The sequence below is a fragment of the Mesonia maritima genome, from assembly GCF_042433895.1.
GTDB lineage: Bacteria > Bacteroidota > Bacteroidia > Flavobacteriales > Flavobacteriaceae > Mesonia > Mesonia maritima.
Genome location: NZ_JBHLUA010000012.1, coordinates 352105 through 370401, shown reverse-complemented (window position 1 = coordinate 370401; position 18297 = coordinate 352105). Strand labels below are relative to the sequence as shown.

General features: G+C 30.6%; 23 protein-coding genes. 11 read left to right on the top strand and 12 right to left on the bottom strand.

The annotated features are described in order from the left end of the window. Positions 1-1677: an ATP-binding protein gene (locus tag ACFFGL_RS08490; protein WP_309726884.1), complete on the top strand. Its 1677-nt coding sequence runs from the start codon at positions 1-3 to the stop codon at positions 1675-1677. Beyond that, positions 1664-2146, top strand: a complete 483-nt coding sequence (locus tag ACFFGL_RS08485; RefSeq protein WP_309726885.1) for a hypothetical protein — start codon at positions 1664-1666, stop codon at positions 2144-2146. The genes ACFFGL_RS08490 and ACFFGL_RS08485 overlap by 14 nt, the downstream gene beginning before the upstream one ends. Before the next feature lie 24 nt (positions 2147-2170). On the opposite strand, the gene ACFFGL_RS08480 is transcribed toward ACFFGL_RS08485, so the two are convergent. The 5 genes from ACFFGL_RS08480 to ACFFGL_RS08460 are packed head-to-tail and all read right to left on the bottom strand — an operon-like array spanning position 2171 to position 8035. Beyond that, a complete protein-coding gene (locus tag ACFFGL_RS08480; protein WP_309726886.1) occupies positions 2171-2950 on the bottom strand; it encodes a hypothetical protein in 780 nt (259 codons plus the stop codon). After that, entirely contained in the window at positions 2934-3425 is a 492-nt protein-coding gene (locus ACFFGL_RS08475) for a hypothetical protein (RefSeq protein WP_309726887.1), read from the bottom strand. The genes ACFFGL_RS08480 and ACFFGL_RS08475 overlap by 17 nt, the downstream gene beginning before the upstream one ends. Continuing rightward, positions 3425-5614, bottom strand: a complete 2190-nt coding sequence (locus ACFFGL_RS08470; protein WP_309726888.1) for an ATP-binding protein — start codon at positions 5612-5614, stop codon at positions 3425-3427. Before ACFFGL_RS08470 ends, ACFFGL_RS08475 begins: the two co-directional genes overlap by 1 nt. 1 nt (position 5615) lies before the next feature. Beyond that, positions 5616-5831, bottom strand: coding sequence for a hypothetical protein (locus ACFFGL_RS08465; RefSeq protein WP_309726889.1), 216 nt, complete (start codon positions 5829-5831; stop codon positions 5616-5618). A gap of 2 nt (positions 5832-5833) precedes the next feature. Continuing rightward, positions 5834-8035, bottom strand: a complete 2202-nt coding sequence (locus ACFFGL_RS08460; protein WP_309726890.1) for a DEAD/DEAH box helicase family protein — start codon at positions 8033-8035, stop codon at positions 5834-5836. Between the two features lie 300 nt (positions 8036-8335). On the opposite strand from ACFFGL_RS08460, the gene ACFFGL_RS08455 reads away from it, so the two are divergent. From ACFFGL_RS08455 to ACFFGL_RS08445, 3 genes are all read left to right on the top strand, one after another. Continuing rightward, entirely contained in the window at positions 8336-8728 is a 393-nt protein-coding gene (locus tag ACFFGL_RS08455) for a hypothetical protein (RefSeq protein WP_309726891.1), read from the top strand. Positions 8729-8819: 91 nt separating this feature from the next. Continuing rightward, positions 8820-9254, top strand: a complete 435-nt coding sequence (locus ACFFGL_RS08450; RefSeq protein ID WP_309726892.1) for a JAB domain-containing protein — start codon at positions 8820-8822, stop codon at positions 9252-9254. A 242-nt stretch (positions 9255-9496) separates the two neighbouring features. Further along, the gene (locus ACFFGL_RS08445) at positions 9497-10261 is read left to right on the top strand and encodes a hypothetical protein (RefSeq protein WP_309726893.1); all 765 of its coding nucleotides are present in this window, start codon (positions 9497-9499) and stop codon (positions 10259-10261) included. Here ACFFGL_RS08445 and ACFFGL_RS08440 read toward each other — a convergent pair. Then, positions 10258-10473 carry a helix-turn-helix domain-containing protein gene (locus ACFFGL_RS08440; protein WP_309726894.1) on the bottom strand — a complete coding sequence of 72 codons (216 nt, stop codon included), beginning with the start codon at positions 10471-10473 and terminating at the stop codon, positions 10258-10260. The two genes, ACFFGL_RS08445 and ACFFGL_RS08440, sit on opposite strands and share 4 nt — an antisense overlap. Positions 10474-10548: 75 nt before the next feature. Between ACFFGL_RS08440 and ACFFGL_RS08435 the strand changes: the two genes are divergently transcribed. The 6 genes from ACFFGL_RS08435 (at position 10549) to ACFFGL_RS08410 (ending at position 13728) form a co-directional block, all read left to right on the top strand. Further along, positions 10549-11031, top strand: coding sequence for a hypothetical protein (locus ACFFGL_RS08435; RefSeq protein WP_309726895.1), 483 nt, complete (start codon positions 10549-10551; stop codon positions 11029-11031). Beyond that, positions 11019-11498, top strand: a complete 480-nt coding sequence (locus ACFFGL_RS08430; RefSeq protein ID WP_378928279.1) for a hypothetical protein — start codon at positions 11019-11021, stop codon at positions 11496-11498. The genes ACFFGL_RS08435 and ACFFGL_RS08430 overlap by 13 nt, the downstream gene beginning before the upstream one ends. A gap of 25 nt (positions 11499-11523) precedes the next feature. Then, positions 11524-11970 (top strand): hypothetical protein, encoded by a 447-nt coding sequence (locus tag ACFFGL_RS08425; RefSeq protein ID WP_309726897.1) that lies wholly within the window; start codon positions 11524-11526, stop codon positions 11968-11970. A gap of 10 nt (positions 11971-11980) precedes the next feature. Further along, positions 11981-12388, top strand: a complete 408-nt coding sequence (locus ACFFGL_RS08420) for a hypothetical protein (RefSeq protein WP_309726898.1) — start codon at positions 11981-11983, stop codon at positions 12386-12388. Positions 12389-12450: 62 nt separating this feature from the next. Continuing rightward, on the top strand, positions 12451-12834 hold the full coding sequence (locus ACFFGL_RS08415; RefSeq protein WP_309726899.1) for a hypothetical protein: 384 nt from the start codon (positions 12451-12453) through the stop codon (positions 12832-12834). 252 nt (positions 12835-13086) lie between these two features. Then, positions 13087-13728, top strand: a complete 642-nt coding sequence (locus tag ACFFGL_RS08410; protein ID WP_309726900.1) for an SDR family oxidoreductase — start codon at positions 13087-13089, stop codon at positions 13726-13728. 54 nt (positions 13729-13782) lie between these two features. Here the strand turns inward: ACFFGL_RS08410 and ACFFGL_RS08405 are convergent, their stop codons facing one another. The 6 genes from ACFFGL_RS08405 to ACFFGL_RS08380 all read right to left on the bottom strand — a co-directional run bounded on the left by ACFFGL_RS08405 (position 13783) and on the right by ACFFGL_RS08380 (position 18287). Further along, the gene (locus tag ACFFGL_RS08405) at positions 13783-14169 is read right to left on the bottom strand and encodes a VOC family protein (protein ID WP_309726901.1); all 387 of its coding nucleotides are present in this window, start codon (positions 14167-14169) and stop codon (positions 13783-13785) included. 6 nt (positions 14170-14175) lie between these two features. Continuing rightward, positions 14176-15123, bottom strand: a complete 948-nt coding sequence (locus tag ACFFGL_RS08400) for a 2-hydroxyacid dehydrogenase (protein ID WP_309726902.1) — start codon at positions 15121-15123, stop codon at positions 14176-14178. 2 nt (positions 15124-15125) lie between these two features. Beyond that, positions 15126-15524 carry an acyl-CoA thioesterase gene (locus tag ACFFGL_RS08395; RefSeq protein ID WP_309726903.1) on the bottom strand — a complete coding sequence of 133 codons (399 nt, stop codon included), beginning with the start codon at positions 15522-15524 and terminating at the stop codon, positions 15126-15128. Positions 15525-15780: 256 nt separating this feature from the next. Continuing rightward, entirely contained in the window at positions 15781-17133 is a 1353-nt protein-coding gene (gene mgtE / locus ACFFGL_RS08390) for a magnesium transporter (protein ID WP_309726904.1), read from the bottom strand. Then, complete coding sequence (gene rsmA, locus ACFFGL_RS08385) at positions 17117-17983, bottom strand: 16S rRNA (adenine(1518)-N(6)/adenine(1519)-N(6))-dimethyltransferase RsmA (RefSeq protein WP_309726905.1); 867 nt, start codon at positions 17981-17983, stop codon at positions 17117-17119. Before rsmA ends, mgtE begins: the two co-directional genes overlap by 17 nt. Beyond that, a complete protein-coding gene (locus tag ACFFGL_RS08380; protein WP_309726906.1) occupies positions 17976-18287 on the bottom strand; it encodes a DUF4286 family protein in 312 nt (103 codons plus the stop codon). Before ACFFGL_RS08380 ends, rsmA begins: the two co-directional genes overlap by 8 nt. Positions 18288-18297 lie beyond the last annotated feature (10 nt).

Sequence of the window (18297 nt, the reverse complement as noted above, 5' to 3'; positions counted from 1 at the left end):
ATGAGCAATTTCGAACCTTTAAATATTAATGCGGATAGAATTTGTGAAGCAATATCTAAGATAGGATATAAGCCTAGCTCTGCAATACTTGATATAGTTGATAATTCTGTTATGGCTAATGCAGATAATATAACAATAGAACTTCATATTAAGGATGGTAAAACCTTAAATAACATTCAAAATATTGAAAAAATTAGAATAATTGATGATGGTACAGGTATGGATGTGGAAGCTATTAAAAAAGCACTTGAATTAGGTTCTGATGTTCAGTACTCTAAAAATAGCTTATCTAAATATGGACTTGGGCTTAAATCAGCTGGTTTTTCCTTGGGGAATAGGGTGGAAGTTGCTAGTAAGCAAGGAAATTTTATTTCAGATACTTTTTTCTTAGATAGAAATATAATCAGAGATAAAAATGAATTTGGATATTCAACTACTGCTTTAAGTGAAAAGATTAAGGAGAAATTGGTGGAGTACGAATCTGGAACTATTGTTACAATAAGTGATATAATTTATACATCCAGAGTTTCAGCTAATAAAATTATAAAAGATATTACTGAAAAAGCAGGAGTTAGTTATAATGAGTACCTATCTAAAAATGGGAGAAATTTTAAGGTGAAAATTGTAAAGTCAAAGGAGGAAAATGAAAGTATTGAAAAGGAAAAGAATATTATTCCTAAAGATATTTTATTTTGGGAAGAGTGTTACGAATCCTTTCAAAAAGAAAGTTATGACTGTAAAAAACCTTGTAAAGCTTTAGATTCTGAATTTGAGAATCCACTAAATCCCGAAGGAGAAAACATAAAAATTCAAGTTGCTATATTTCCAAAGGATAGCATGAAGAATTTTATTGGCTTTGATGAAAAAGAGCAAAAAGACATAAAAAAATACGAGATAGGTCAAAAAAATGCTGGATTTTATTTTTACAGGAATGGAAGATTAATAAAATGGGGTGAAAAACTATTTCTAGGACGTGGGGAACTAGGTTTTAGAGCTAAAATTTTATTTAAGAGTGAGCACGATGATTTATTTGATGTTGATGTTTCTAAGCAACATTTGACAATTTCAGAAGAAGTTGAAAAAATTTTAATGACTTTAGTCAATATTTCAAGAGGTCAGTCTAAAGATTTATTTAAAAGGTGTGATGATCTTTTGAGAACATCAAGAAATACAGGTAAAGAGGGATCAGAATTCAATGTGAAGAATTCGGTATTGGAGGAAGAAGAAGAAGAAGGAGTAGGTATAGATCTCAGGCAAGTTCAAGATAGAAAAGAACTATTGGAATTTAATTCCGATAAACTGAAATTAGAGGATGATGCAAAATATGAAGATGAAGATGATAAGGAAGCTTTTAGAAGAGTTAGATATTGGGATCACGGCAGAAATTTATGGGAAAGTGCAACAGATAGATTAGAGGGCACCTATGTGCTAATAAATAGATTACATCCTTTTTATGATTTGGTGTTAAGTAAGCTTGAAAAAGGTTCTCCTGAAAGACAATCTTTAGAAGCATTATTCCACGCTCTGGCAGTTGGTGAAAATCAAACAATTCAAAAATTTCAAGATATAGACGCAAAAGTAGCTGTCGAGGTATTTAGCAAATTCTCTAGGTCATCTTCTCATCAAATTGATAATTGGGTTAATAATAATTGGTCTTTATTTGATGATGAAGATTAAAGGATTTAACAATTATGATTTAGAGGGTTGTTTCGTATATTTTATTTTTTCGAGGGAATTACTTTATATTGGAGAAACTCAGAAAATCACATTTTCGCGATGGATTCAGCATTTCTATAAATCTGGAACCTTTACTAAAAAAGTAAAACTTTTTGGAGATTCAAATCTTGATTATTTTAGTAGAGTCAATCTTTTATCAGTAGAGTTAACTGACTTAAGATTAGATTTTCCAGAAATGAGATGGAAAACATTAACTCAGGCTATAGAGCACTCTGTTCACATAGAATTATCTAAATCTCAAAGTGATTTAATTAAGTCTTATTATGATAAGTATGAGCCAGAGATAAATAGATTTCAAATAGTTTCAGACACTAGTAAGACCTGCCCTAGAGGAATTCCAACTAGTGAATGGGAGTATGCAAATAATTATGCAAAGAAAATATTGAAAGAAGTTTACCACTATATTTAACAAGATTAATCTTTATTAAAACTCTTATTTAAGCGACTTTTTATTAATTTCTTTCATATGCAAGTTCTCAAGTATAAACTCAACAGGGAATAAATCATCACCGTAATCATCCAGATCAATATTTGTAAACATATTATTTAGAAACGAATAGACCGTACTCCCTTTGTCTGAAATTAATATTAAACTTTGAATGTGGAAAAGAACAATCCTAGTACTACAGTTAATAAGCTTTACTAGCCCGACTGGATTTTTAAAGTTAAAATTATATTCAATGTCTTCGGGAAACTCTAAGTCTCCGTGAGCAAATTTGTTTCTAATATTATAAATTATCTTTATTTTATCTTTAGGAACTTGTTTTTTATATTCCAATAGCTCATTTTCCAAGCAATAATTGAAAAAAAAAGAAAATCTTTGTTCAAACACATCATAATCTTTGATTGGTAATTCATCTAAGTTTGCCAGCTCTTTAATACAAAGATTAATTTTTCCATTTTTTTTAATTTGATTTTTAGAATATCTTCTAGTGAGTAAATTTTCAAAGCCACCCCAAACATAGTTAAATACAGTGAGTTGGTTGATATATAATTGGCTTATATTTCCTTTAGCTACATCATATTCATATGCGGGTCTACACCATTCTTTACTATCAGTTTTGTCGAATCTATTCCAACTAAAATCAACCTTTTTAATTCCTGAAGCAATCATTAGCCAATTATGTAAATCTTCATATCCTAATTGATTTATTATTATAGCTAAATCTGCACTATGCTCATGAATACACTTATATTTAGTTTTTTTTGACATCTTTATACAAATCAATAAACATATAATGAGAGCTATCTAACTCTCCTTTTTCCCAAAGCTCCTCTAAGTATTCTAAGCCACCATTGGAATATTCTTCAATAAGGGAAACTACTTTAGAAATAACATTAGAAAGTTCACTCTCCTCTAGATCCTCTAATTCATTCCAATCTATAGCTAGTTCATCAGTTTTTGTAAAAATGACCATTAATAAAAAATCAACTAAAGAAGAATCTCTTTTCCATTTTCCAATTTCAATAAAATCTTTTGTAAGATCTCTAGGTGGTAGAGGTAACCTTTTTTTATTTTTTATACCTAACATCATTGCATAAATATAAATCTCATAATAAGGTCCAAACCTACTATAATCTACTGTTTTACTCCCTTTTTCAGAAAACGCATCTAAGACAGGTATTCTACTTTTCGCGTATCTAGGTCTCTTTAATAATAAATTGCTTCTAAATTCTTGACTATTCATTATTTTCTTCTTTCAATTTTAGTGGTTCTTTCTATTTGTGCTAATTCACCATCTACTTCATTTAGATAGAAAGTTTGGATATTTTCATCTTTAACTAATTTAGCTCCTAAGTCAGTTAACTTACTTTCAGAATCTTTGTCATATAAATCTTTAACCAATATGATACTTTGCGGAAATACATTAGGTATAGCTTCAAAGAACCCTTTATTAAATGCTTTACCAAATGCAGATAAAGGGGCATCTGCAAGTAATGGATAATTATAGTTAGAAGTATTAGCTGAAATAATAGCCATAACTACAGCAAACTTTTTCATTCTTTGAAATCCCTCAGAAGCACCAGAAACTTCATTTCCTGCTTCATCTATATAATCTAAAGAAATACCTCCAGAAGGAGATTTATCAAAGTTTAAAACACCTCCTTTAATATCATTATATTTGATTAAATTCTGGAAATGCTCATTGGCGTGATTTTCTAGTAAACTAACCATTTTATCAAACACCCTTTCTTTAGCTTTGTTAGTAGCTTCTACTAAATCCTGTGCAATTTCATAGTTTGCAGAGTAACCTTCAGGAATATCTTTAGGTCTTAAACTGGTGATTTCTTTTTCTGTAGCAAGTAATTGGGCTTTTAATTCTTTAAGGGTGTTCTCTAATCTCTCTATTTTAGTAGAAGCTTGTGCCATTCTATTTGATGAGCCCTTGTATTGATTTATTATATTTCTAGGATCAGAATCTTCATCTTGATTACTAGTCACTAATAAGTCTTTTCTTTGAGATTTTAAAGCCTTGACTTCTGAACTTAATTTATCCAATCTTTTTTTAAGTTCTAATTCTCTTTCTTTAGTCCTTAAAACACTTTGAGGAATAGAATCAAATTTATTTAAGAAAGGTGAAGCATTTAACTGAAGTCTACTAAAAAAGTCTTCTAAATCATTCTTTACAAATTGCTTTTTAGAACTAGACTCATTAGGTCTATTTTTTAGCTTTAATAAATGATTATAGGGCTCACTTCCTTTTGGCGCGTCTGTTCCACAGACATAACAATGTTCTTTGTCAATCATTTGCTGAAGAGTAACAGCATCTGGTGAATTGGAAGGAAGTATTGTAAAATAATCATTTGGACTTTCAGCAACCTGTAATAGAGTTCTTTTCTCATATCGGGCAGCCCGAAAAGTGCTAATTTTATTTTTAAAATCTTCAACTACATTTTCAAATCCTAAAGTGATCCAAGAAAAATTACCATCAAAAAACCTATTATTAATACCTTCTAAAAATCTTTGATATTCATCACTTGCTGATTTTAGTGTTTTATTCTTAATAGATATTTTTTCATCTAGTTCTTTCCTTTTTGAAGCATTTGCGTATTTAGCATCTAATAGCTCATATTCTTCCTGAGCTTTAGTGTATAACTCTTTTTGAATTTCTAGTTTCTCATTTTCCTGATTAATAGAATTCTTTAGTTCCTCTCTTTTCTTTAAGGCATCTTCCAATCTCTCATTATGAGATTCTTTTTGTTTAGTTTGTTTATTAAGATCTTTATAGGCTTTAGCTTCAATGTCTTCAACTATTTTAGCAATATCTTCATATTTACTAATGTTGGTTAAAGTTCTTACCGCATCTTCAATACTAGATTTTTTCGTAAAATCTATCATTTTATCAACTTCTTCTCCTTGGAAAAAAGAATATTGCCTAAGAGTTGGTAATATGAGTTGATTGATTATTCTATGTTTTTCATCTGCATCATATACAGGCTTATATTTTGGTAGAATATGGTCTGTTTTATCAATCTCAATGTCATTCATTACAACTTGCCAACTCTCATTATCTGAAATTTTTTCTCCAATCCGAGTTGCAGTAAATGATTTTACTATTTGAAATTTATATCTACCAGTAGAATATTCTATTTTTATACCTGTTTCAACATTTTCACCTATTTCTGTTTCATTTTTAGCTTTATCTGAAATAATTTTTACAGCAAAATCTTTTACTGCTTTTCTTTTTTTATCATCTGAGTCTAGAACATCATCATAAAAAAGCCAAAGAAATGCATTGAAAAATTTAGACTTTCCAGCACCATTGTCTGCTACTATAATATTAACACCTTCTTTAAACTCATATTCAGTTTGATCATAATCCCCATAATAGTTAAAGAAATTTTTAAATGATAGACTATTTATAATTGATGCCATACTAACCTATGTTATGAGTTTTCTTTATTTTTTTATATATCATTGAAGAACTTAAATGATTATCATTTTCATTGATAATAGTAGATAGCACTTCAACTATATTGCTATGGTATGGAGGGTTTGTAGTTAATTCTGTTAGTTTTTCGTCAGTAATACTGTATTTATCCATAATTTCTGGATCAGAGAGAATTTCTCTTAAAATGTCATTTCTTTCCATATTTATAAGTCTTGTATAATGGTATCTAAATCTAGATTATATTTTTTACATACTTCTTCCAGTGCATCTTTAGAATCATAAAAATTTAGAGATAAACTAGAGAAATATGCAACTCTGGTTAATTCATTTTTTACTAAGCTTTTTTCAATAGAAAATAATTCGTTATTATACTCATTAAGTTTAGGTATTACAACCATATCGTATATAGTTGAATATCTTTTATTTGTATGTTTTCTTAACAATCTACCTCTTCTCTGTATAAATTGTCGGGGGTTTCCTGTACTACTAGCAAAAATTCCTATTTCTGCTCTAGGTACATCTACACCTTCATCAAGCATTTTCATAGCCATAAGAATCTCTATTTTTCCTTCTTCAAAACCTCTTAAAATCTCATCTAGATTATTATCTAAGGAAGTATAAGAATTCATTTTGGTAGAAGGGAAATCAGTACTAACTTTCTTCAAATATTCATTTAAGATTCTAGTTTGATCACCCTCATCATTTACATAATTACCTTCAGGAATATAGGCAAAAATATATTTGCATTTATTTTCTTTTTTTAATTTTCCTACTATTTCACTAAATAAAGATAATTTGTTGAAAGCCTTATGAATTATATTTTTTCTTTTTAAAAGTAGAATTTCAACAATTGGATCATCTCTAAATTTACCATTTTCAAAATCAAAATACTTTAATAGTTGTTTTGATATGGCTGAATATTCTTGAAACTCATTCTCAGTTAGTTCAACTATCATTGGATAATACTTGTAACCAGTTAAATAACCATATTCCAGAGCTTTTTCCATTCCAAAGCTATATGTATATGGAGGAGAATCTTTGAAAAAACTATCTAAAGCAAGAGTTCCTTCTGGATCATAAACTCTTTTTGGGGTGGCAGAAAGTCCTATTTTCTTAGCTACTGAAACTTGACTTAGTTTAGATTTGATATTATTTGCCCCCATATTATGAGCCTCATCAGCAATTAATAAAAATTCACTTTGAATTTTAGAAAATTGTCTCTGGAATCTATCTAAGACAAAACTACCATAAGTTGATATAATAATTAAATTCTCTTTTAGTCCCCAATTAAAATTACTACAATAATTAGCAAAATCTTTCTCCCATTTGTTGCCACCTCCAACTTTGAGAATAATATTGAAATTAAAAGATTTGACTTCTTCTTCCCATTGATTGAGTAAGGCAATAGAGGGTACTAAAATAATAGCTTTATATGAAGCTTCTTCTTGGTAAATGTTTAATAAGCAATTAAGTGAGGTAATTGTTTTTCCTGTACCAGTAGCCATAGCAAATACACCAGAGTAACTATTACTTTTCCAAGCTTCAAAAGCCTCTTTTTGATATTCTCTAGGACCTTCAGGATAAGGAAACTTTGGAGTATTTTGTATCATTTCAATTTTTTCCTCAAACCTTTCTTTCTTTTGTCTTAATATTGTTTTTACTTTCAAGCTATAAGAAGAGTTGTCAAGTCTTAATGAATCATCCAATAGATCTGAAATGTCCTTATTTTTACCAATTGAATTTATTACCACTTCAATATTCTCTTTGTCTAAATATTCATAGCTAGAATGAGTTTTAGTAAATATTTTTTCAAAATTTTCTTTTTCTACTTCAATTCTATTTTTACTTACTTTTCCATTCCAAGGTGTTTCTACTTGAAAACTTTCCGAATTTTTTAATAAAGCTGGTAAGGTGAAATTTATACTCCCTTCAGTTAATATATAGTCTCTACCATCATAAAGCAGCATTTTTTTACAATGAGCTAAGTTTATCTTATTAAATTTTACTGGAATAATTTCTAATCTACCTTGCTTAAGTAGATATTTAAGACAATCAAAAAAATGAATTCCTTCTGGGCTTAAATTTTTTTCTATTTTATCTAAATCAGAAAAAATATCAATGATTTTGTCTTCATTTTCCAACTTTACATCATTAATTAAATTTTCGTAATCAGAAAAACTATAAATGTGATTAGTTATTAACCTCATTCTACCACCATTATATAAAAACTCTGCAAAACTTTTAGATAATACCTTGATAGCATTTGTACTAAAATAACCTAATAATAAATCTATGTTTTTAGCTAAAGGGAATGAACTTTCATAAAATTCAATAGGTATAGAGTCCGAATCAGAACTATATCTGTAAGTTGATGGAAATTTTATTTCTTTAAAGTGATTCTTCATTTAGTTCTTAAATAGTTTAACTATTCAAGTTATAATTATTAATTTGTGGAGTATTAAGTCATAAAAATAAGTTTTTTATATAACTAGAGATAAATTTTTTATAAAAAATTTTTGACAAACCTTTTCTCTTACTCAATCCACCCTACACAAAGTACCCCCACTTATTTCTGGTGGGAAACTCCCCCGTGCCTTTTATATATGAAAAACTTTTTTTCAGAGGAATATAAAAACTTAGGTGATAGCAAGTTTTTAGCTCTAGAGCTTTTCTAGGCACAGCATTCAACTCAAAAATTAATTAAAATGGTAAGAATTATTAACTATCTAAAAAGACAATCTGAGGATGGAAAGGAATTTTATGTTCTTGAAATTTCAGGAGGAATTGAAATGGTAAAAAGCCAAGAAACTGGACAATACTATGCAACCTCAAAGAAAACTACACTTCCTTCTACTTTTGATGAGCAAACTTGTAAAGCTTTAATAGGCACAGAAATGCCTGGTAAAGTTGAAAGACAAGAAGTAGAACCATATACTTACATAGTTAAAGAAACAGGAGAAGAGCTAATTCTGCATCACAGGTGGGTTTATGTAGATGAGAATCCAAATACTCAACAAGAATCTGCTAAGTCAGATAAATTAGAAGCTGATGCAAATGCATTTTCTACTAATGGGCATTATGTAGAAGTAGAAGCTTAACTTTAAGATCAAACTTTAAAATAAATGTCCAACTCTCGTAATGCTATTATATATAGATACGAGTTTTGGACATTTTAAATTTATAGCAATTATGAAAATTTCAGAAATTAATGTATCCTATGTAAATGAGCACAGTGGAACTATAAAAGTATCTAGTAGTAGAAGTGCATATAATCTAGCTCTAAAAAACTGGAATGAGGATACTATAGAGCTTCAAGAAGAAGTCAAAATAATATTATTAAATAGAGCAAATGGATTGGTGGGAATTTATAGCTTATCTAAAGGAGGAGTATCAGCGTCTATTGTAGATATTAAATTAATTCTTAGTGTAGCTTTAAAAGCTGTAGCCTCTAATATGATTATTGTACATAATCACCCCAGTGGAAATTTAAAACCAAGTGAAACTGATATTAAGTTAACCCATAGATTAAAAAAGGCAGCTAAAACAGTTGAAATTAGCCTTCTAGATCATTTAATCATTTCGAAAGAAGGTTACTATAGCTTAGTAGATGAAGGAGATTTATAATAATTTTAAACCTTTTATTTTTCTAAGCTATGTATGTGTAAATATGTATGAAATTATATTATAATGATGGTTATTTGCTATTCTGAAAAAAATACAGATATAGTACTATAGCCATTTTTTTAATTAATAAGTTATTTTTATAACTTTTCTTGAACTAGTAGTCCTTAGTAAGTTTTTTTTAATGAAAAATGGGGCTTAGAAGAGTACATCTAACTAATAGCTTTTTTTTATATATTTGATATATGCCAAAAGCCATAGTTAGAAAATCTACACTAAAAAAAATGACTGGCTCCATACACGCAGGAATGATATGGGGAGTAAGAAATAATATTCTTAAACAAGAATCTACTTTTGAAAATTTGTTTGAAAATTATAATATTTCCTATGATGATTTGATGTTTTACTTCAATATTTATAAGCCAGGATTTTTATACCCTTATAAGCATAAGCCTGATGCATACAATAGAATTCAAAAAGGTTATGATGGGCAATATTACCATTATTTCATTGACTGTAAAAAAATGCCAAGAAGTATAGATGAATACATTATACCTACTGAAATTCAAAAAATAAATGATTTTGAGTTAACTAAAGCTTATATTGAATGGTTTGAAAACCATAGTAAATTTTCTGATCCTCATAATCCTTTACAAGCAATTGAAATATATAATAATAGCTTTGCTAGCAAATATGATTTAAAATTTATTGATAAAGAAAAGTTTGAAGGGTCTAATTTTTTAACAAGTGAGAGAATTGAGTACACATTTATTGAGCAAAATTTTCATTCAATAAGATATAATAAAAAATTAAGTGAAATTATAAAAAAGCCAAATGGAATAGGCTATAACATAGATAGAAGGTATGAAATTATAGAGCTTTTTTTTGAATATTTTAGATGGTTTCATTATGGTAATAAATCTGTGAAAGATAATATCATATTGGATGACTTGGGTTTGAAAGTATGTCCAGTATGTAATACAAGGCTATTTCCTAAATTCAAAACCTAAAAAATTTCTTTTAACTCCACTTCTAAAGCTTCAGCTATTCTATAAAGAGTGTAGAGGGTAGGGTTTGTTCTTCCTGATTCTATTCTAGAAACATTGGTAGTATCAAATTCTCCCTCAATTTTTCCTGCCAAGTCTACTTGTGTAAGTCCTTTCTGTTCTCTTAACTGTTGAATTCTTTTACCTGTAATTCGCAGTAGTTCTGACTTTTCCATACTTGACATTTTTGACAAGTCAAGAAATGGGTTATATTTGTTTTGTTTAATGCCATATATGGCAATATTTTTATTATGAAAGAGTATGTATTTTCTCCTAGACAATTTAATGCAGATCAAATACCTGAAGATAAGTTAGAACAAATTAAAGATGTTCATAATAGGATAGCAAGTAAGCTTGATAATGAATTGGGTAGAACAGCTACATTTCAAGATTTTGTAAATGATAAAATTGAAAAAACTTCTTATGAGAATGCAGATAAGATGTTCGAAGCATATAAGTTTGCTTGGAGTGCTATAGGTAGAGATACTAAAAACTCTGCTCAAGTATATGATAACACTTTTAATCCTACTACATTATCCAAATCTCATAAGAAAACTAATGAAAACTCAAACTCAACTCGGGACAAATCATTTTATACATTTTTATATGTAGTATTTGGGGTAGCCTTTTTAATTTTCATCTACAGATTAGGAGAATTACCTTTTATTGTAATAGGATTCTTTGGCTTATTTGCATTATTATATATTGGAGATAAAGAGGGATGGGGAAAATAATAGAAATAAAAAATTTAAGTAAGTGGATTGAGTTTCATAATAAGAAATTTGAGAAGTCCATTTTAATATCCAAATGTTATAAATGGACTAGATGGCAAGAAGATAACTCAATTCATATTTTTCCTTGTGTATGCCCTACTAGAAATACAGAATGCATTTTTATGGAAACTTATTATGAAGTACAAAAGATACATAAATTAATCCAGAGAGAACAAGAGTATATAGAGGCTTTAGAACAATATAATAAAATTAAGCATAACAAAAATGCAGTATTTGAGTGGGTTAAAAACAATGAAAAGTTAGGTGTGGAATTACTTCATTTTAGCTCAATTATTAAAATAAAAATCCAGCAAGAGCCTTATGAGTTGAAACAAGTTGGTTTGGCAGAAAATGAGTTGCAATACCTTTTAAAATTCAAAGAAATATTCACTGAATATTACTATTCAGAAGAATATGAAAATTATTAAATACTAATCTTATAAAACTTAAATTATGAAAAAAATATGTTTAACTATGCTATTGTTCTTAGTAGCAACTTTTTGTTATTCTCAAGAAAAACTAGGAAGGGAAGAGTTAGATATTAGTTCTGGCTATTTTATAGGAAATAAAGAAGTTCCTAAAAGGGAATTTAAAAATGTGTTATCCACAAATGAAAAGGCTTATAAAGAATTTAAAAGAGGTAAGTTTTATAATACTACTGGTATAATAGTAGGAACTGCATCTACAGTATATCTCGGGATAACTATTGGCAGTGGAGAGGACGTAGAAACTGAAGAATATGTTGGAGGGGGGTTAGGCTTGCTAGGGGGACTTCTATTAATAATTGGAGGTAAGTCTTTAATTAACAAATCAGTTGAAACTTATAACAGTAGTCTAGAAGAGGTGACATTTCAATTAGGTGCCACTAAAGATGGAATTGGATTAACAGTAAATTTTTAAAATTTAAATTATGAAAAGAATTACTTGTTTACTACTAGTTACATTTACTGTGTTTACAATTTCTTGTTCTAGTGATGATAATAGCTCAAATGTTGAAACCCTGGATGAAATAAACCAAACTGAATGGGAGTACGAAGAAGAAAATAGAGGTTATTATATATATTTTGATATAGCTAATAATGTAAGAATTAGTCATCCTTATTATGACCCTAATTCAGGTGAGTTTTACAATGAAGATATAGAAGGGGAGTTTACATATGAAAAACCAACTGTAACTATGAGTTTTTATGGTCAGTGTAATAATAGTGGTTTTGTTTTTTCAAGTTGTGATGTAATAGGAACAATTAAAGGAAATACTTTAACAGTAGATGACAATGGAACTAAATATAAGTTTACAAATATGTATCCTGAAGAATAATAAACCTAAAATTTAAATATTAACCACCTATAATTTAGGTGGTTTTTTTATACCCAATAATTATGGAAATAGATTTTATTCCTTTTAAAATAGGAATGCAATATGAAAATTGGGAGTTTGATTTAGAACCTATAAAATTCGCAAAATATTTTGATAAATATAAGTACATAAAAAGCAATTACTCAAAACTATTAGATATAAATGTAAATTCAATATATCTATTTTTTAACCTAGATATATTATTCCGAGTAGAAATAATTATGGACATAAATTTTGTTCTAGGATTCCATAATTTGGTTCAAAAATTAAACTTTCACTTTAAAACAGACGGAATACTGAATAAAATTACAGAAGAAGTATTTGAAAAAAAATGGAAAGGAGAAAGTTCAAACTTGTATTTACAATACTATTTTAAAACAAAAATCATTAAATTAGTACTGTATTAAACTATTTATTTAACCAAATAAGAGATACAAATTGCATTTTGTGATGAAAATCCTGAGTAAAATATTCAATTATAGCTTTTTAAATGGGTTTTTTATAGCCCAACCTGAGGAGCAAAAATTATAAAACCAGTCTTTTTTAAGGCTGGTTTTTTTGTTTTCTTCTAATTATTAACCTGTTAATCCTTTGTTATTTAAGGATTTTTTGAGAAAAGTTCCAAGCTTCATTCCTTAACTTTAAAGAAAAAGTTAATCATGGAAAAAATATTAGTAGCCGGAGCAAACGGAACAACAGGAAGAGAAGTAATAGAAATTTTGCAAAATCATCAAAGTTTTGAGCCCGTCGCGATGGTTAGAAAAGAAGAGCAACAAGCACTTTTTGAAAATAAAGATGTAAAAACCGTTTTAGCCGATTTAGAAGGAGATTTAACCGAAGCGGTTAAAGGGATCGATCGAGTGATTTTCGCAGCAGGTTCCGGAGGGAATACAAGCGACCAAAAAACTATAGATGTTGATGAAAAAGGTGCTATTAATTTAATTGATAGAAGTAAAGCAGCTGGCGTTCGAAAATTCGTCATGCTAAGCGCTATGGGAACTGACAAGCCAAGCGAAAATCCAGATTTGGAACAATACCTACGTTCTAAAAAAACAGCCGACGATCATTTAAAAGCAAGCTTTTTAGATTATAGTATTGTGAAACCCGGAAGATTAACCAATGGAGAAAAGACTAACCGGATAAAAGCTAAAACGCGCTTAAATGAATACGGAGAAATTTCACGAAAAGATGTGGCGCAAGTTCTTGTAGATTGTTTGCCGCCAAATATGCTTCAGAATAAAGATTTTGAAATTTTATCGGGCGATAAAGCTATTGAAATTGCCTTATCTGAAGTAAAATAAATTCCTGTTTTGAATAAAAAATTAAAAACCTCGCAATTTAGCGAGGTTTTTTTGTTACTGAAAAGCCTCGTCTTTCGGTTCCCAAAGTTCAATTTTATTTCCTTCAGGATCTAAAATCCAACCAAATTTTCCGTATTCAAATTCTTGCATTTCCCCAACAATCTCTACACCTTCTTCTTTTAAAATGTTCAGTAATTCTGCTAAATTTTCTACACGAAAATTCATCATAAATTTCTTGTCTGAAGGCTTAAAATAGTCGGTATCTTCGCTAAACGGACTCCATTGTGTGGAGCAATTTTTTCCATTTTCATCTTTCCACCAAAAGGTTTTTCCGTATTCATCGGTTCCTAAACCTAAATGTTTATCGTACCATTCTTTTACGGCTTTCGGGTTTTTACTTTTAAAGAAAAAACCGCCCAAACCGGTTACTCTTTTTTTCATAAAATCTTATGTATTTACAAATTTCACTTTAATTTTATCGACAATGGTTTGCGCGAGTTTTTCTTTGCTTTCTATAGTCCAGCCTGCAATATGTGGGGAAAGCAATACATTTTCAGCTTCAATTAAATACTGAAAAGCTTCCGGCATTTCTTTTTTAGAAGTGAATAAATTTTCGAACGATGTTTTCTCATATTCCAACACATCGAGTCCGGCGCCTAAAATTTTTCCACTTTTTAAAGCTTCAACTAAATCATTGGTAACTACACTTTTTCCTCTTCCTGTATTGATAAACCAAAACGATTTTTTAAAAGAATTTATAAAAGTTGAATTAACCATATTTTTGGTTTTCTCGGTCAATGGGGTATGTAAACTAACAATGTCTACTTTTTGCTGAAATTCATCTAACGAAACTTGTTTTGCATCTTCATTTGCTACATTTTCTTGAATATCATAACTCAAAACTTCGCAGTCAAAACCGCGTAATTTTTTGGCAAAAGCTTTTCCCATATTTCCGTAACCAATAATTCCTATAGTTTTTCCATCTAGTTCATAACCGCGATTTTCTTCGCGTTTCCAAATTCCATTTCGCACTTCTTGGTCGGCTTTTCGTAATTTATTTAGCAAACCTAATAGCATGGCTAGCGCGTGTTCGCCAACTGCATTTCTATTTCCTTCGGGCGCAGAAAATAATTTTATTCCTTGTTTTTCAGCAAAATCAGTATCGATATTTTCAAGTCCGGCACCTAAGCGACCGATGAATTTTAAATTTTTTGCAGCTTCTAAAAATTCTTTATCCAGCGTGAATCGGCTTCTAATAATTACACCGTCATAATTCGCAATTTTTTCTTCAATAGTTTCTTTGGAAGAAGTATAATCTTCATGATTTTCGAACCCGAGTTCGGTTAATTGCTGAATTAATAACGGATGATTGCTGTCGAGGTGAAGAATTTTCATAATTATTCAAAATAAGGTTGTGTAATTTCAGGCGTTATTCGAGTAGGTTTTTGCGTTTTTAAGTCGATTAAACACCAAGTAGTTTTTGCTTTTACCACCATTTTATTATCGCTTTCGCGGAATATTTCTGTGCAACGTTGACTTTTAATATTTCCATAGTTTTCGATCCACGTTTTTAGAATCAATTTTTCGCCTTTAAAAGAAGGGCGTTTATATTCAATAAAATGATCTAAAACAACCCAACCGACTTTGTTTCTAATTTCTTCTGAAGTTTTGGTTTTCCAGTGTTTTTCCGCTACATCTTGAATCCATTGCACGTAAGTCACATTATTCACGTGATTTAATTGGTCAATTGCCGATTCGGGAATCGTAATGGTGTATTGAAATGAAATAGGTTTCATAAACGCACTTTAGCTTCAAAGATACTTATATTCTCAATTTATTGGCACCGCCAAAAGGTTTAATACTCCTAGGCGTGCCTCGAAACTGAAAATTTGCTTCTAACCAATGCCTTGCGGGCTTGCCCCGAGGTAGTTTACTTGAAATGAAAATTACCGAATGCGTTTTGCGTGAGCGATAATAGCGGCATCCTTTTTTATGTTTTGAAAACGTAAAAAAGATATAGCGGATAGCGCGGCCGTTAGGCACGCCCAAAATTTAAAATCCTAAAATAAGTTTAGCGATAGAAAAATAAATAAGGATTCCGCAAATATCGTTACTTGTGGTAATAAACGGTCCGGTTGCCATCGCGGGATCGATGCCTTGTTTATCTAAAATAATTGGGACGAAGGTACCAATAAGTGAAGCAGTAATGATTACTGAAATTAGTGAAATACCAACGGTTAACCCAAAATCGAAATCGAGGTCGAGGAGAAGCATTCCGCCGGCAATAAGCAAAACCGAAAGCACAAAACCGTTAAAAAGACTTAGTAAAACTTCTTTTATTAAACGGTTTAAGAGTGAACCTTTTAGACTTTTATTGGCTAAACCTTGCAATACAATTGCTGAAGATTGTACGCCCACATTTCCTGCCATCGCCGCGATTAGCGGAACAAAGAAAAATAAAGCCGCGTGTTTTTGCATTGCAGAATCGAAGGTTTCTAACACACTTACACTTATAAAACCACCAAGCAAAGCTAAAATTAGCCACGGTAAACGAGCGCGCGTAAGTTGCCAAACGCTATCGTCTGCTTCTACGCCTTCAGAAATACCGGCGGCCATTTGGTAATCTTTTTCGGCTTCTTCGCGAATAAAATCTACAATATCATCAATTGTAATTCTGCCGACAAGTTTGCCCATTTCATTAACTACGGGAATCGCTTCGAGGTCGTATTTTTGCATAATTCTGGCGACTTCTTCGCCTTCGGTATGCACATTTACATAATCTACTTTATCGATATAAATATCACTAATTTGCGCTGAACTTGGCGCGGTAAGTAAATCTTTTAAAGAGAGTCTTCCTTTTAATCTATTTTTATTATCAACCACATAAATGGAATGCACGCGACGCACATTTTCGGCTTGTTCACGCATTTCGCTCATACAACCGGTAACACTCCAATTTTCGTTAACTTTTACGAGCTCTTTCGCCATTAAACCACCCGCAGAATCTTCATCGTAACGCAATAATTCTACAATATTATCGGCGTGCTCTTCGTCTTCGATATGCGAAATTACCCGTTCTTTAATTTCTGGGGAAAGTTCAGCGACAATATCGGCGGCATCATCGGTATCCATCTCTTCGATTTCTTCCGCGATTTCTTTTGCCGTAAGATTATTTAAAACTTTTTCCCGATCGTCTTCGTCGAGTTCCATAAGAACTTCGGCGGTTTTATCGCTTCCGAGAAGTTTAATAACGTAGGTCGCATCGTCTAGCGAAAGTTCATCGAGAATTTCAGCAATATCGGCGTGGTGAAGGTCTTCTAAATGTAAAAGGAGTTGCTTGTTGTTTTTTTCTTCAACAAGTTGCTCTATTTCTTCGATAAATTCCCTACTAATCTGAAATTGCATCGTTCGCTATCTTTTGGGTAAGTTGGGTAAATTCGGCAACCGATAATTGTTCAGGTCGCTGCCCAAAGATACTATCTTCTTTTAATTCTGCACTAAGGTTGAAGGTTTTTAAACTGTTTCTTAACGTTTTTCGTCGTTGTTGAAAAGCGGTTTTTACCACTCTGAAAAATAGTTTCTCGTCACATTCTAACGAAAAATTTTCTTTTCTCATTAGCCGAAGTACACCGCTATCTACTTTTGGCGGCGGATTAAAAACGCTTGGCGGAACGGTAAATAAATATTCGGCTTCGTAAAAAGCTTGCGTTAATACCGAAAGAATTCCGTAGGTTTTACTACCGGGTTTTTCACAAATACGTTTGGCGACTTCTTTTTGAAACATTCCTGTAAATTCAGGAATTTGTTGACGATTTTCTAAGGTTTTAAAAACGATTTGTGTAGAAATATTGTACGGAAAATTCCCTGTAATGGCGAATTGTTCTTCACCGAAAAGTTGGCTTAAATCGAATTTTAAAAAATCGGCTTCTAAAACTTGAAATCCTTTATTGGCTTTAATTTCTGGATGATCGAGTTCAAAATTTGTGTTTAAATATTCAATAGATTCAGTGTCTAAATCCATCGCGAAAACCTTTAACGCTTTTTGTAAAAGATATTTAGTTAAGACGCCGGTTCCGGGACCGATTTCTAAAACTTGATTATAGCCGTTTAGCGTGAGTGTTTCGCCAATTTTTTGGGCGATGTTTTCATCTTTTAAAAAATGTTGCCCTAAATGTTTTTTAGCTTGTACTTGTGATGCTAACTTTTCATTTTTCGCTGAAAACTTAGTTGATTTTTTCTTGTAGTTTTTACTCATGTTCGCTTACAATCTCCAATTCGGTTCTAAAAGCGACAAACTTATCTTTAAAACGTGCAGATTTTTGTCGTAACATATCTGCGTCTTCTTCATAATAACGTTCCAGCATTTTTTTACTTTCGGTAGTATATTGTACAGAATACGTAATTCCGCCCATTTGCTCTTGAACTAAAACGCGCGTCATTAAGGCTTTTGTAAATTTTTTAGTAGCGAGCATATCGGGAATGTGTTCTGTTTTCATCCAGTTTAACCACTCGTCGTGTGCTTCTTCAGTAATATTTATCGTGACATTATAAATGTACATACGTTTCTTT

What these genes read in the sequence shown, in the direction of transcription:
- ACFFGL_RS08475 (WP_309726887.1), bottom strand. Translation starts at nt 3,425, where the DNA reads ATGAATAGTCAAGAATTTAGAAGCAATTTATTATTAAAGAGACCTAGA.
- ACFFGL_RS08395 (WP_309726903.1), bottom strand. Translation starts at nt 15,524, where the DNA reads ATGAAACCTATTTCATTTCAATACACCATTACGATTCCCGAATCGGCA.
- ACFFGL_RS08450 (WP_309726892.1), top strand. Translation starts at nt 8,820, where the DNA reads ATGAAAATTTCAGAAATTAATGTATCCTATGTAAATGAGCACAGTGGA.
- ACFFGL_RS08430 (WP_378928279.1), top strand. Translation starts at nt 11,019, where the DNA reads ATGGGGAAAATAATAGAAATAAAAAATTTAAGTAAGTGGATTGAGTTT.
- ACFFGL_RS08400 (WP_309726902.1), bottom strand. Translation starts at nt 15,123, where the DNA reads ATGAAAATTCTTCACCTCGACAGCAATCATCCGTTATTAATTCAGCAA.
- rsmA (WP_309726905.1), bottom strand. Translation starts at nt 17,983, where the DNA reads ATGAGTAAAAACTACAAGAAAAAATCAACTAAGTTTTCAGCGAAAAAT.
- ACFFGL_RS08470 (WP_309726888.1), bottom strand. Translation starts at nt 5,614, where the DNA reads ATGGCATCAATTATAAATAGTCTATCATTTAAAAATTTCTTTAACTAT.
- ACFFGL_RS08465 (WP_309726889.1), bottom strand. Translation starts at nt 5,831, where the DNA reads ATGGAAAGAAATGACATTTTAAGAGAAATTCTCTCTGATCCAGAAATT.
- ACFFGL_RS08440 (WP_309726894.1), bottom strand. Translation starts at nt 10,473, where the DNA reads ATGGAAAAGTCAGAACTACTGCGAATTACAGGTAAAAGAATTCAACAG.
- ACFFGL_RS08480 (WP_309726886.1), bottom strand. Translation starts at nt 2,950, where the DNA reads ATGTCAAAAAAAACTAAATATAAGTGTATTCATGAGCATAGTGCAGAT.
- ACFFGL_RS08420 (WP_309726898.1), top strand. Translation starts at nt 11,981, where the DNA reads ATGAAAAGAATTACTTGTTTACTACTAGTTACATTTACTGTGTTTACA.
- ACFFGL_RS08425 (WP_309726897.1), top strand. Translation starts at nt 11,524, where the DNA reads ATGAAAAAAATATGTTTAACTATGCTATTGTTCTTAGTAGCAACTTTT.
- ACFFGL_RS08380 (WP_309726906.1), bottom strand. Translation starts at nt 18,287, where the DNA reads ATGTACATTTATAATGTCACGATAAATATTACTGAAGAAGCACACGAC.
- ACFFGL_RS08485 (WP_309726885.1), top strand. Translation starts at nt 1,664, where the DNA reads ATGATGAAGATTAAAGGATTTAACAATTATGATTTAGAGGGTTGTTTC.
- ACFFGL_RS08415 (WP_309726899.1), top strand. Translation starts at nt 12,451, where the DNA reads ATGGAAATAGATTTTATTCCTTTTAAAATAGGAATGCAATATGAAAAT.
- ACFFGL_RS08455 (WP_309726891.1), top strand. Translation starts at nt 8,336, where the DNA reads ATGGTAAGAATTATTAACTATCTAAAAAGACAATCTGAGGATGGAAAG.
- ACFFGL_RS08490 (WP_309726884.1), top strand. Translation starts at nt 1, where the DNA reads ATGAGCAATTTCGAACCTTTAAATATTAATGCGGATAGAATTTGTGAA.
- ACFFGL_RS08435 (WP_309726895.1), top strand. Translation starts at nt 10,549, where the DNA reads ATGAAAGAGTATGTATTTTCTCCTAGACAATTTAATGCAGATCAAATA.
- mgtE (WP_309726904.1), bottom strand. Translation starts at nt 17,133, where the DNA reads ATGCAATTTCAGATTAGTAGGGAATTTATCGAAGAAATAGAGCAACTT.
- ACFFGL_RS08445 (WP_309726893.1), top strand. Translation starts at nt 9,497, where the DNA reads ATGCCAAAAGCCATAGTTAGAAAATCTACACTAAAAAAAATGACTGGC.
- ACFFGL_RS08405 (WP_309726901.1), bottom strand. Translation starts at nt 14,169, where the DNA reads ATGAAAAAAAGAGTAACCGGTTTGGGCGGTTTTTTCTTTAAAAGTAAA.
- ACFFGL_RS08460 (WP_309726890.1), bottom strand. Translation starts at nt 8,035, where the DNA reads ATGAAGAATCACTTTAAAGAAATAAAATTTCCATCAACTTACAGATAT.
- ACFFGL_RS08410 (WP_309726900.1), top strand. Translation starts at nt 13,087, where the DNA reads ATGGAAAAAATATTAGTAGCCGGAGCAAACGGAACAACAGGAAGAGAA.